This is a genomic window from Halobacteriovorax sp. RT-2-6 (assembly GCF_047085025.1).
In the GTDB taxonomy this organism is placed as follows: Bacteria; Bdellovibrionota; Bacteriovoracia; order Bacteriovoracales; family Bacteriovoracaceae; genus Halobacteriovorax_A.
Genome location: NZ_JBKIYH010000001.1, coordinates 680,533 through 693,326, shown reverse-complemented (window position 1 = coordinate 693,326; position 12,794 = coordinate 680,533). Strand labels below are relative to the sequence as shown.

Here is a 12,794-nt window from a genome sequence, read left to right as displayed (position 1 = left end):
AAACAGAAACTATATGAACACACAGCAACTGATCGATTTATTAAAGCTTGGAAATTTTGAAGAGCAAAATGTTCGAGTTGCTGTGTTTGATGAAAATGCTTGTTTCCTCTTTGTTTCAACAACTCTTTTTGGATTCTCTGAAGATTATCTTGGAATGAGTGTTTATGATTACTACAAAGGTCACTTAAGCGAATCTGAAGTTTTAAAAGTTAAGAATTGTTTTGCAAGAGCGCTAAACGGAGAGTTTGGCCGAGAGCAGATTATACTTACGAATCGACTTAATCGAGATGCTATTACTTGGGATGTCGAATTTAATCCTTTTATTGACGATGAAGGCAATAAGAGAGTTTTATCTAAGATTCGCCCGCATGAAGTTAATCTTACTACTAGCTCGACAAATTTCTTTATTAGAGAAATGGTTGAGCAAAGTTCTGATATTTTCACTGTCTTTGATAAGGATTATAACTTTGTCTACGTTTCAAAAGCGGATGCGACTTGGAATGGAAAGCCTCTCGTTGGGCTAAATATTAAAGATGTTGTAAGTGGAAAAAATCTTAAGAAATTCTATCAACGTGCTGATCGAGCAAAAGAATCTGTCGGTGAAATTATCACTGATACTGTTTTTATGGAAATGGGAGATGATGAGGAGTCAGTTTTTGAATGCTCAATGGAGTATCATGACTTCAATCAGCTAGGTCACTACTTTCTTGATCGTACGGCCGATGTTACTGAACGCTTCCGTCGTAACCGCGAAATTGATTCTCAAAAAGCAACAATTGATAAAATGAGTAAGTGGACGGCCCTCGGACAAATGGCCGCCAATATAGCTCATGAAGTGAATAATCCATTAGCAATCATCGAACTGCAGGTTCAGGCCATTGAGCGACGTGGTGAAACGATTAGTTCAGAGCAATTATTAGAGAAAATTCGCTCAATTGGTGAGCAAAAAAATCGAATTGCAAATATTGTTAGCTCTCTCAATATTTATTCTCAAGATGATCGCTCAATGCGTGAGATGACAAGCTTGTCTTCGATTGTTCACGACTCTATTGCATTATTTAAAACAGGGCTTGTTGACGAAAGTCTTCGCATCGTTTTTTCAAATGATGCTGATTCGGATCTCGTGAATATTAACTCATCAGAGATTATTCAAGTTTTAATCAACTTATTTAACAACTCTCACGATGCGATTGCTGGACTTAAAGAGCAATGGATTGAAATTAATCTTCTAGATGATGCTCAACACGTTATCCTTGAGGTATTAGATAGTGGGCAAGGGATTGAAAAAGATATAGCTCAAAAAATCTTTAATCGTTTCTATACAACTAAAAGTAAAGAAAAGGGAACAGGTCTTGGCCTAAATATTAGCCGTGAAATTATTATGGATCACGGTGGAAGTTTAACGTATGACCCAGACTCTGAATATACGACTTTCTCTATAAGCCTTCCAAAGTCTGAGCTACTTTAATTCGCGTTTCCTGTATGAATCCCAAGAACTGAACATGAAGCCTTTGCCATAATTTGGTCATCTTCTGTACCAAAGACATGAAACCAACGATGCTTCTTATTTGAGTTGAAAACGAGCAGGTCATATTCAACTGTAATCGTTTCTAGAGTATCGACTTTGTCGTGATACTTTATAATGTGTCCAGTTGTTCTAACATTCATATCACCACTAATAAGGCGAATATACTTCTCAACTTGTGAGGTCTCTTCAATTGTAAGGTCTTTGTCGGTTAAGTAGATAAATGTGATCTCTGCTTTATGGGCCTCTGCAATTTGTTGGGCCGCCTGAATTAGTGTGACATCATTTGAGTTTTGGTCAATTAAAACCATAATCTTTCTCATATACCTCACACCATTGTCTCTAAAGATAACGAGGTGACAATTTAAATGAGACCTTAGCCATGCTACGGGACTTTGTGTTGTGAATGTATCACGTAGGCGTCCTTTCCACTCCATGAATAGCCAATTACAGTGTAGTCTTTGGCCAATTTCAAAGATTGATTTTGATAGATCGTGGGTAACAATTGGATCAAAGTTAATTGGTGTTGTCTTCTCAATGGCCATGGCAATAACTCGACGTCTTAAAGACCTAAGTTTTGGGTCTTCATCAGTAAAGTCATTAAGATCAGTTTGCTCAGGTGCCTCTGTCAGGTGAGCAACTTCAATATTTTCTCCACCCGCAAGTGATGTCCCCATATCAATGAGCATCTCTGGTGATCGCTCATTTCCAATGAGGGCCACGACAACATTAGCGTCTTGATCAAGACTTAATTTTTCCGACATTGCTGGAGCAGGAAATTGGGCCTCATTTACTAGGTCCGTTCTCTTTCCTCTGATACCAAGAACTCCTTTTCGGTTAACACGTCCTTTAGCGTAGAAGAGATAAATCAAAATTCCTGGAACTGAAATTGAAACCAGCCCAATCACGGCCAAGTCTTTCATCATTACAAGTAAGTATAGAGTTGAAAGAATTCCGAAAATTTGGACGTACGGATATAGTGGTGATTTGTAAGTCGGTTTATACCACTGGATATGTGTTTCTCTTAGAGCGATAACAGCAATATTTTCAATCATGTAAATTGTTAGAATGAATGCTGAAGCAAGCTTTGCGATCTTAGCAATATTTAAAAAGTAGATGGCACAGGCGATGACAAGTCCTGAGGCCAAAATACTCCATACTGGTGTAAGAAATTTTCGATGAAGATGTCCAAATAGCCTTGGGATAAGGTGATCACGGCTCATGGCAAAAGGGAAACGAGAAGCTGCTAAAAGGCCTGCGTTTGCCATTGAAGTCATCGTTAGAATGGCCAAAATCGCCATAACCAGACCGAAATTTTTCCCACCAAATTCATATGCTAGGGTATAGATTGGTCTTAAATTATTTTTGAGTTGCTCTAGTGGTAAGTATTTAGCTAGGGCAAGTGTTGTAACACAGTAAAGAAGTGTCACAATTAAAAGTGACAGAAGAATACCTCTTGGGAGATTCTTTTCTGGCGTCTTTATCTCTTCCGCAATTGCTGCAACTTTAGTTACACCCGCGTATGAAATGAAAACAAGACCAGCTGCTGCTAAGATCGTATCAATATGTGTAAACGAAAATGGAATCCCTGTAATAACCTGGGCCGTTGAAAGGGTTCCAATATTTAAAACTGTTAAGCCTATTGTCGAAAGAATGACGACGGCAATCAGTAATCCACTGACTTTACCAACACCAACAATATTAAGGAGCGTGATGATGGCCGTTAGAATAAGGGCAAAGTTTTTTAAGTCAAACCCTGAGCTAATGGCCCCTAGATAGGCACCAAAACCCATTAATGCGAAAGCTGCTTTAAGAAGCAGCGAGATCCAAAGGCCAAGTCCTGCAATTGTTCCGGCCATAGGGCCAAATGTTCTTTCTATATAGATATATGTACCACCTGAAGCTGGCATGGCCGTGGCAAGTTCAGACTTAGATAGAGCGGCCGGAAGAACGCAAAGTCCAGCTAGTAAGTATGAGATCCAAACATATGGGCCTGTTACTTCAAATGCGAGTCCTGGAAGAACAAAGATCCCTGATCCAAGCATTGAGGCAATACTGATAGAGATAACTGACGAGAGTCCTAAGTTTCTTTCAAGTTTCTTCAATTAAATTCCCTTATTCAAATTTTAGTATTTGGGCATTATCACAAAAAAGAAAGGGATTGTTAATAAAAATAGGTATTTGGACTATAGTTCAGCTAGGATCTCTTCAAGAGCTTTCTTTACAAGGTCGCGCTTTGAGTCAAGATCTTGGTCTAGCTCAAAAGCCTTTAAAGAAGCACCAATTTTAAGGAAATTATAGCAAGAGAAGCTTCCGGCCATCTTGTGAAGGACCTGACGGAGTTCATTTTCTTGCATCGTTGCAATTTTTGGCAAGAGGTAGTCAATTTCAGTTTTTTTAGATGCCTTAAACTTCGGAAGTAGTTTTTGAATATGAGAATTGAGACTCTTTTCCATGACATCCACCTTGTGGGCTATGTGAGGGAACATTAGGCTCCCTCATAAGTGTCGAGTGCTATTTACGTGTAGCTTTCTTGGCCGTTTTCTTTGGGGCCGCTTTTTTTGCAGCTGCTTTTTTAGGAGCGGCTTTCTTTGGGGCAGCTTTTTTTGCAGCGGCTTTCTTAGGAGCAGCTTTCTTTGTCGTTGCCTTTTTTGTTGTAGCTTTCTTTGCCGCCGCTGTTTTAGCAGCAACATTTTTCTTAACTACTTTCTTGGCCGTTTTGGCCTTCTTCTTAATTGTTGCCTCGGCTTCTTTCACTTTTTTAGTTGCCGTCTTCTTGGCCTTTTTCATTTCATCTTTTAGATATTTATCAAGGCTCTTTTGAAGCTTTTGAACATCTTTGATGTGTCCATCGAGATATTTCTTTGCGGCCTTAACTTCTTTTTGAATTGTTGTGTCCACAAATTTTTCAACTTTTTTCTTTTCTTTCTGAAGTGTGAGAACAACTTTTCTAACGTCTTTATCAACAACGTTGCGAGCTTCTTTCTCAACTTGACCAATAAAGTTCATCACATTTTTTTCCACTTCTTTTACCGATTTATTTGTAATAACATTATCAACCATTGCTTTTACATCGTCGAAAGAACTCATTACCTTTTCAAAAGTCTTATTCATTTTCTCTTATCTCCCTAAACCTATTAGACTAAATTAAAATCAACCTTCTTACATATCGGCACGCGTCTCCCAAAACCAAAGCTTTTATCTTTAAGTTTCAAAATAGGACAGAACTGCTGCCTTTTATACTCACTATTTAATATTAGTTTGATGACTCTTTCAACTTCAGTTTTGTTTAACCCAAGCTTAAGAAGATCTTCCATATCGTAGCGATAAGAAAGGTATGATTCCAATATCATATCGAGGGTATCGTATGGAGGTAAAGAATCTTCATCTTTTTGTTCTTCCCTAAGCTCCGCACTTGGAGGGCGTTCGATTACAGCCGCTGGAATGATATTATTAAAGTTTTTATTAATATGTCTTGAAAGAGCAAATACTTCACTTTTATACAGATCCCCAAGAATGCTTAAGGCACCTACTGAGTCACCATATAGAGTCGAGTAGCCAACAGCAATTTCTGATTTATTAGAAGTATTGATTACCATTGCTCCTGTCTGATTTGAGCGAGCATAGAGTAGTGCCCCTCTTAAACGAGACTGTATATTTTCATCAGCTAGCCCTGTTAAAGGGTCTAGAGAGTCTTGAAATAAATTTTGCACTGATGAGTGAAGAAACTTGATTGGTACATTGTGAAGCTTCACACCAAGATTCTTACATAGCTCCTCACTGATTTCCCAGCTAAGTCCTGCTGAGAACTTAGAAGGCATGTAAATGGCCTCAACTTCTTGACCTGGGCGAAGGAATAATTTCACTAGTGTTAGAACAAGTGCAGAGTCAATCCCTCCAGAAAGGGCCACTAGGAATTTATTCATACCACACTTTCTGGCATAGTCCTGAAGACCTAAATTAATTGCTCCTAAAATAGCATCTAAATTTTCTTCTGTAAGAGGTCTTAGCCTTGCTCCATTTGCAGTTTCTTCTATCTGAGGACCAAATAGAGACTCCCAAGAGTGGGCACCTTGAGGTGCATCTCCAAGATTTTTCATTTCTACTGCTGGCCCTACTTCAACTTCCATCACATCCGAAACAAAAGACTTTGCCTTGGCCACAACAGTCGTTTCATTAACAACAAAACTAGCACCATCAAAGATGATCTCATCTTCTGCTCCAACTTTATTGACATAGTAAAAAGGCACATTGAAGACTTTCGATATCTCGCTTGCACGCTTTAGGCGCTTTTGCTCCTTATGAATATTCCAAGGTGAAGCACTTAAGTTGATAACACCATTTAGAAATTTACCTTGAGCTTTATCCATAAGGAGTTGAAGTGGGTCTATCGAATACTGTTTCGAGTGCCACATATCCTCACAGATTAATAGACCAAAGTTATAGTCACCAAGACTCCAAATTGTCGCAGAGTCTCCAGGTGTATAGTATTTTGTTTCGTCAAAAATATCGTACGCTGGCAGAAGACATTTCTTATAAATATCATTCAGGTTGGCATCTTTTGTGACCTCAAATATCACATTGTAGATATGTGAAGGGATCTGTGTTTTTTCATCAAAGTCATAGCGAATTCCGCCAATTAGAAGAGCTGTTTGATCCTCAAATTTGATCTTAGAAAATAATTGCTTAAGGGCATCAAGTAATTCGTGATATTCGCGAATAAATGTTTTTTGTAGAACTAAATCTTGAAGCGGATAGCCTGTTAAATACGTTTCTGGGAAGATGTGAATTTTGTTTTGAAAGTCCTGAGAATGAACGAGATTCTCTATGTATTTGTAAATTTGTGTAAAGTTGCCAATGGTGTGATCAGTTTGATGAATGACTATTTGCATTGCGTCGTCTCTATGTTAATAATATTAGTTAAATACTGGTAATTAATGGACTTTATAGCATGTTTGCATATATAAGGTCTATATCATCATTTAAGTATATTAAAGAGGTTGAAATTGTCTAATTCACATAAAGTAATTGTTATTGGTGCGGGTATGGCAGGTAGTGAATCTGCTAACTTTTTAGCTAGTCATGGGGTTGAAGTTATTCTTGTTGAAAACAAGACGATCCAGAAAAACCCAGCACAAAAAATTGATTCTTTTGCCGAATTAGTTTGTACAAACTCACTTAAATCAATGAGTCCAGCTTCAGGTCATGGACTTCTAAAATATGAAATGGATGCCCTTGGTTCAATCATTCTTGATTCTGCAAGAAAGCACGCCGTGCCTGCTGGAGATGCTCTTGCAGTAGATCGTGAAGGTTTTTCGGCCGAAGTAACTGAGCGTCTTCACGCAAATGAGAAAATAACTATTGTAGCTCAAGATGCTTCTGATCCACAGGCCCTTATGGCCGAATATCAAGCTGATGCGTGTATTATCGCTTCAGGACCTCTGACAACAGAAGGTCTTTCTAATTGGATTGTAAAGAATATTTCAAATGATGATTTCTACTTCTACGATGCTATTGCACCTGTTGTTGACGGAGACAGCCTCGATTATTCAAAACTTTACTACAAAGACCGCCACAAGCCGGTTAGTGAGGAAGAAGGAGAGGAAGCTGATTACTTAAACGCACCAATGAATAAAGAGCAGTATGAAGCATTCGTTGCTGAGCTTGTTGCTGCTGAAAAAGTTCCTGCCCAAAATTTTGAAGATTATAAATTCTTCGAATCATGCCTGCCTGTTGATATCATGGCAGAGCGTGGAGTTGATACAGCACGCTTCTCATGTATGAAGCCTATTGGACTTGAGCTTCCAGATGGATCTCTTCCATATGCATGTGTTCAGCTTAGACGTGAGAATCTTCTTGGATCGGCCTTTAATATGGTTGGATTCCAAACTCGTCTAAAATACCCTGAGCAAACAAGAGTATTTAGAAAGATTCCTGGTTTTGAAAATGCAAGTTTCCTGCACCTAGGTTCTGTTCATAGAAATTCATTTATCAACTCAAGAACGCTGCTTGATTTTGATTTAAGTGTTAAGAAAATCCCAAATATCTACTTTGCTGGTCAAATCACTGGTGTTGAGGGCTATACTGAATCTGCATCAATGGGACAGTATGTGGCACTTCAATTACTAAAGAAGTTAAGAGGTGAGGAAGTTAAACAATTTCCTGTTGAGACTGGATTAGGTGCCTTAGTTAATTATATTATGACTGTACCAAAACCTACGCCTTCAAATATTAACTTTGGACTTCTTCCTCCTGTTACTTTAACAAAGGAACAAAGACGTGATCGAAAAAACCGCAAGAAAGTTAAGAAGCAATTGGCCGCAGATCGCGCAAAATTAGTTTTTGATGAATTCATGAGTGGGTACTTTACGAAGTGAAAGGTTTAGTTTTTATTCTCATTGCTTGCTTTATTTGGGCGCTGGATACGCTTATTCGTTATCCACTGCTTTATAAGTACAATAGTAGTGAGATCATTGTATTTGGTGAGCACCTTTTCTTAACAATCCTCTTCTTGCCAACACTTTATATGGCCAGAAAGAAGATCATGAAAATGAAGCCATTTGAAATGCTTTGCTTTTTTATGATTGGTGCCATGGGCTCGGCAATCGCAACACTAACTTTTACAAAGTCATTTGCTCTTTTAAATCCATCGCTTGTTATTCTATTACAAAAACTTCAACCATTTATAGCGATAAGTCTTGCTTATCTTATTTTAAAAGAGCGCATCACAAAGCGTTTTCTATTATGGGCAGCTGTCTCTTTATTTGGTGCGATACTTATTAGTTATCAAGACATTAATAGTGCCATTAATTTAATTAAAGCTGGCCAGGTTAGTTTTGATCGCTCGTCTCTGTATGGACTTTGTCTTGCCCTCGTCTCTGTTATTAGTTGGGGGAGTGCGACTGTCTTTGGCAAGTATCTTATGAAGAGCAATTGGATTGAAAAAGAAGTTATGTCTTTGCGCTTTGTCGTAGGATTAATGGCAATTATTCCTTTTATGATAGCAAGTGGCACAGGGCTCAATTTTCCAATTGAGCTATGGGGAAAAGTTAGTATCTTGGCCCTGATCTCGGGGATCTTTGGAATGTATTTCTACTACAAAGGGCTTGGCCAAGTTTCAGCTAAGGTTTGTACAATTGCAGAGATGTCATTTCCATTTTTTGCAGTCATAATCAACTGGGTAGCCCTTGATCAAAGACTTACTGTCGTTCAGCTTTTGGGTGGAGCATTTTTACTGCTCGGATCGACGATGCTACAATTGGCCAATAGAAAACACGAATTAAATGTACAAGTAAATTAAATATATCAGGAGTTTAGATGAACCAATTACCAATGGACCATAAGGGGAAGAATTTTTTAATCGCAGGTGCTGCTGGCTTTGTTCCTTCAACTGTCGCTCAGCTTTATCTTGAAAAAGGTGCAACTGTTTATGGGTTAGATAATTTTATTACTGGTTCAAAGTCAAATATTGAGCTTCTATCTAAGTATGAAAACTTTCACTTCACAGAATGCGATATTATCAAGGGTCTTCCTGACTTTGGTGATGTGAAATTTGATTATATCCTATCTCTGGCTTCTCCTGCTTCTCCAATAGACTTTAAAGTTATACCTCTTGAAATTATGATGGTTAACTCTATTGGAACTCAGCACTTATTAGAGCTAGCTAAGGATCATGGTGCAAGATTTCTTGAAGCGTCAACTTCTGAAGTCTACGGTGATCCTGAGATTCACCCACAAGTTGAAGACTATGTTGGTCATGTTAATCCAATTGGGCCAAGAAGCTGTTATGATGAAGCAAAACGCTACGCTGAAGCCTTAACTATGACTTATTACAGAAAGTACGAAGTCGATACTCGAATCATTCGTATCTTTAATACATATGGACCTCGTATGCGCCCAGATGATGGTCGTGTTATTCCAAACTTTATTAACCAAGCGCTTGAAGGAGAAGATATCACTGTTTATGGTGATGGAAGTCAAACTCGCTCTTTCTGTTATGTAACTGATCTTGCAAATGCAATCGATCACGTTCTAATGCTTGGGGATCACATGCCATATAATATTGGAAACCCTGATGAGTATACAATTAAGGAAACTGGAGAGTTAATCGTTGATGCACTTGAGTCTTCTTCAAAACTTACTTATCAAGAATTACCAAAAGATGATCCAAAACGTAGAAGACCAGATATTAATCGTGTTATGAAACTAGGATACTTGCCAAAAGTTACTTTTGCGCAAGGGATTGAAGAAACTGCAAAATACTTTAGAGATATTAAAAAATAGGTATAGAGAAAATATATGTTAAAAGTTGTTGTTAGCTGTGATGCTGTCATTGAAAGAGATTATTATATTGAGTGTCTAGAAACCATCATGGGTGTTATCGGTGATAACGTTGAGCTCTACACTCTTGTTCATAGACAAGGTCAAGTTCTAGGACCTGTTGAACAAAGAAAGATTCATTCAACATTCTTAAATCGCTTTGTTAAGTCTTGGGAAGATTTAGTTGATAAATCTCACCTTGTTCACGGAGCTGCAAGAGGACTTTTTATTCCATGTAGTGTTGATCTAGTAGTTAACCTTTCTCGTGGGTTTTCTCAAGAAATCAAAATGTGTGATGACACTTATTTATTCACTTATTTTGTTGAAGATATCAATTCAATCAAAAAGAAGTCTTCATTCAAGGAATTCTTCTTTAAGGCCTTCACTCGTACTAAGCAGAGAAAGTATTTAAAAAGGGCCAATACTCTTTGGTCTAATGAAGAAGCTATTTTAGAAGAGTTTCCAAATGCTACTCAGGTTACACCGGCAATTGCATTAAAAGATTACAAGATCCTTCCTGAAGGAATGTTTAATCGAGACTACTTTCTAATTAACTGTGAGCCTCTGACGAGCTCTGAAGTTTATAAGATCATCGATATTTACGGTGATAAGAAGTTTAAATTTATCGGAAAGCATGATCACTTAGGGATGTATGCGCAAAAGCATCCGGAGCTTTTCTTTGGAGATCGTTGTTCAGGTGAGTTAGCTCCTCTTTTAGCAGGTACTAAGTATCTGATCGATACAACAGATAAATTTCCTCACTTCTCTTTGAAAGCGTTAAGTTGTGGAAGACCTGTTCTTACAAATGGAAATAAGTTTTTACCATTTGGTGTAGGTGTTCATGAGCTTCCTGCTGATTACTTATCACTTAGATACCCTGTACAAGTAGGGATTCCTGATGAAGATCCTAAAAAGCGCCATGGGGTTTCAGCTAATTACGAAATGGTAAAATTTAAGCATATCTTTTTGAAGGAATTTAAGAGGATAAGTGATGAGATAGAAGCTAGTAAAGCTTCACAACAGTCTCTAAGAGATGACAGCTGCTGTGAAGCCTAATCAATTATTCTAGTGTCTTTTTTAATTTAATTACATTGTAACGATTTGAAATAATTTTCCACAGGGACAGCTTTGAGTCCTTGTGGATTGTTCCTTTATCTTCAATGATCTCGTCGTCATTTAATTGTTCAACAGCGTCTTCATTTACTGTAGGGTCATAATTAGAAAGCGCCATAACACCATCATCACTATCAAGTAAGTTCTCAAAACCATTTAATTGATTTTTAAGTTTATTTAGATAGTCTTTAGAGGCTGGGTCATAAGCTACAGCAAGTCCTTCTCCTGTTCCTTTTTCAAGCTCTTGAGAGTTCTTTGCAATATCTCTTGATGCATTTGTCCCACCGGCCCTTCTGTAATTCAGTGCCATTTGAACAGGGGATACGTGGCCAGCAAGAGTATCGGCAAGATATCTTTTATTCGCTGCTGGATTAAGAATCGCGTTGATTGCCTTCTTGGCCTTATCGTTTGTCTTGTCTGATTTTGCCAGTGCTTTTAGGACGCGATTAGCTGCTTTATTAATTTTAGCGGCATTATTATCAAGGGCCTCATTTACATATTTAGAATTTCCAGTCTTCTTTGTTTTGTTGTATCCGCCTTGTACTTCACTAAGTCCAATTGTATTTGCAAAAGTTTCACCAGTCGTTCCAAGAGATCCCATTTTAATATCAAGCTTTGGAATTGTTTTAAGTTTTTCTGACTTCACTTCATCAACATCAAATGTTTCTTGGTTATTATTCATTCCAAGTCCTTGAGCACCTGGTGTGGCCATAGCACTAGCAACTGATGTCTTCTGGCTTGAAGCAGGGTTGTATTGGTTATTATAGCGGGCCATAAGCTTCTTAAGAACAACCTCTGTCTTTTCTCTGGCGCTCTTTGCACTTTTGTGGGCCTTCTTTGCTGTCGATAGGGCCTGGTTTTCTAGCATAAGGGCCACTGCTCCTAGCCCTAGTACCCAGTAGGTACACGGATTTGAAGCTGGACAGCCAAAAATTGTAAGTGCAGCACAGATGGCCGCAATCGCTGTTGAGATTGTAATCATCATCATAATTCTCTTATGATGCTTCATTTTATCCTGGGCCGCCTTTTCCATATCTTTTAAAAGTTGAACTTCTGTTTCTAGAGCAACTCTTTGTGTTTGGTGGTTCCATGCTTTTTCATCGTTCTCATCAAGTTTAGCAAGAGCATCTTTATAACTTTTAAATTTTTTCTTATAACCATCACCCATGGCCGACATGAGAGCTACCGCAAGAATTATTGCACCTGAAAGCATGGCCCCAATTCCATCTGACTGGCACATTCCACCAAAAAGCAGAACACATCCTTGACCTACTTGTGCAGCGGCAGCAAGGTAGCTCATCGTATCAGATGCTCCTTTTGGTCCACTTGTCTTATGATTTGTAAAAAGCTTTGCATCAGCTTTTAGATCTTCCTGACATTTTTCATCGATCCCACAATTTTGGTATTCCATATTGTAGTTCTTATTATCATTAGCGCTTACACATTGTTCAAGGTGACAATTATAAACATTACCTCCATCACACTTCTGATTTGTACCATCGTGATAACAGTAATTCGGGTCAGATTTTTTTTGAACTTCTGTGCGGCCGTCTTCTTGTTCAGCTTGAGTTTGGACTTGTTCTTGTGACTGGGCCTGTGTGTTTACTTCAGTTTGTTCTTGCGCATAGGCCATCGGAGTCAAAAGCATCGACCATGATACAAGAGTTATAATTAACTTCTTTATAGTTATAAAATGTCCGCTTGCCATTTTCATAGCGATCTCCTCAGCTTATAAGAGTATTTTATCGAAATTAAGTTCATACCCTTAGTATTATATAAGATTTATTGCAATTTTAGATACTTAGGCATCTTTTACGCTTTTTTGGCCGTGTCTTTT

Annotated in this window: 10 protein-coding genes; 5 read left to right on the top strand and 5 right to left on the bottom strand. The window is 38.2% G+C overall.

Going from position 1 to position 12,794, the window contains the following annotated elements:
- Nucleotides 1-13: 13 nt before the first annotated feature.
- Nucleotides 14-1,468 (top strand): ATP-binding protein, encoded by a 1,455-nt coding sequence (locus ACMAYS_RS03145; protein WP_412462724.1) that lies wholly within the window; start codon nucleotides 14-16, stop codon nucleotides 1,466-1,468.
- Here ACMAYS_RS03145 and ACMAYS_RS03140 read toward each other — a convergent pair.
- The 4 genes from ACMAYS_RS03140 to ACMAYS_RS03125 form a co-directional block, all read right to left on the bottom strand.
- The gene (locus ACMAYS_RS03140) at nucleotides 1,465-3,630 is read right to left on the bottom strand and encodes an amino acid permease (RefSeq protein ID WP_392991601.1); all 2,166 of its coding nucleotides are present in this window, start codon (nucleotides 3,628-3,630) and stop codon (nucleotides 1,465-1,467) included. The genes ACMAYS_RS03145 and ACMAYS_RS03140 overlap by 4 nt on opposite strands.
- 81 nt (nucleotides 3,631-3,711) lie before the next feature.
- Nucleotides 3,712-3,981 (bottom strand): hypothetical protein, encoded by a 270-nt coding sequence (locus ACMAYS_RS03135; protein ID WP_103217521.1) that lies wholly within the window; start codon nucleotides 3,979-3,981, stop codon nucleotides 3,712-3,714.
- A gap of 58 nt (nucleotides 3,982-4,039) precedes the next feature.
- Nucleotides 4,040-4,639, bottom strand: a complete 600-nt coding sequence (locus ACMAYS_RS03130) for an outer membrane integrity protein (protein WP_103217520.1) — start codon at nucleotides 4,637-4,639, stop codon at nucleotides 4,040-4,042.
- Between the two features lie 23 nt (nucleotides 4,640-4,662).
- Nucleotides 4,663-6,417, bottom strand: coding sequence for an NAD+ synthase (locus ACMAYS_RS03125; protein ID WP_412462723.1), 1,755 nt, complete (start codon nucleotides 6,415-6,417; stop codon nucleotides 4,663-4,665).
- 114 nt (nucleotides 6,418-6,531) lie between these two features.
- Between ACMAYS_RS03125 and trmFO the strand changes: the two genes are divergently transcribed.
- From trmFO to ACMAYS_RS03105, 4 genes are read left to right on the top strand one after another with little or no spacing between them, the layout of a single operon-like run.
- The gene (trmFO, locus tag ACMAYS_RS03120; RefSeq protein WP_199177528.1) at nucleotides 6,532-7,902 is read left to right on the top strand and encodes a methylenetetrahydrofolate--tRNA-(uracil(54)-C(5))-methyltransferase (FADH(2)-oxidizing) TrmFO; all 1,371 of its coding nucleotides are present in this window, start codon (nucleotides 6,532-6,534) and stop codon (nucleotides 7,900-7,902) included.
- Entirely contained in the window at nucleotides 7,899-8,825 is a 927-nt protein-coding gene (locus tag ACMAYS_RS03115) for a DMT family transporter (protein WP_103217518.1), read from the top strand. Before trmFO ends, ACMAYS_RS03115 begins: the two co-directional genes overlap by 4 nt.
- 17 nt (nucleotides 8,826-8,842) lie before the next feature.
- A complete protein-coding gene (locus ACMAYS_RS03110) occupies nucleotides 8,843-9,808 on the top strand; it encodes an NAD-dependent epimerase/dehydratase family protein (RefSeq protein ID WP_103217517.1) in 966 nt (321 codons plus the stop codon).
- 15 nt (nucleotides 9,809-9,823) lie between these two features.
- On the top strand, nucleotides 9,824-10,900 hold the full coding sequence (locus ACMAYS_RS03105) for a hypothetical protein (RefSeq protein WP_392991606.1): 1,077 nt from the start codon (nucleotides 9,824-9,826) through the stop codon (nucleotides 10,898-10,900).
- A 4-nt stretch (nucleotides 10,901-10,904) separates the two neighbouring features.
- Here the strand turns inward: ACMAYS_RS03105 and ACMAYS_RS03100 are convergent, their stop codons facing one another.
- A complete protein-coding gene (locus ACMAYS_RS03100) occupies nucleotides 10,905-12,671 on the bottom strand; it encodes a hypothetical protein (protein WP_412462722.1) in 1,767 nt (588 codons plus the stop codon).
- Nucleotides 12,672-12,794: the final 123 nt, after the last annotated feature.

Excerpts from the sequence above, each read along its gene's own strand:
- ACMAYS_RS03145 (WP_412462724.1), top strand. The coding sequence starts at position 14 with ATGAACACACAGCAACTGATCGATTTATTAAAGCTTGGAAATTTTGAA.
- ACMAYS_RS03105 (WP_392991606.1), top strand. The coding sequence starts at position 9,824 with ATGTTAAAAGTTGTTGTTAGCTGTGATGCTGTCATTGAAAGAGATTAT.
- ACMAYS_RS03110 (WP_103217517.1), top strand. The coding sequence starts at position 8,843 with ATGAACCAATTACCAATGGACCATAAGGGGAAGAATTTTTTAATCGCA.
- ACMAYS_RS03130 (WP_103217520.1), bottom strand. The coding sequence starts at position 4,639 with ATGAATAAGACTTTTGAAAAGGTAATGAGTTCTTTCGACGATGTAAAA.
- ACMAYS_RS03135 (WP_103217521.1), bottom strand. The coding sequence starts at position 3,981 with ATGGAAAAGAGTCTCAATTCTCATATTCAAAAACTACTTCCGAAGTTT.
- ACMAYS_RS03100 (WP_412462722.1), bottom strand. The coding sequence starts at position 12,671 with ATGAAAATGGCAAGCGGACATTTTATAACTATAAAGAAGTTAATTATA.
- ACMAYS_RS03125 (WP_412462723.1), bottom strand. The coding sequence starts at position 6,417 with ATGCAAATAGTCATTCATCAAACTGATCACACCATTGGCAACTTTACA.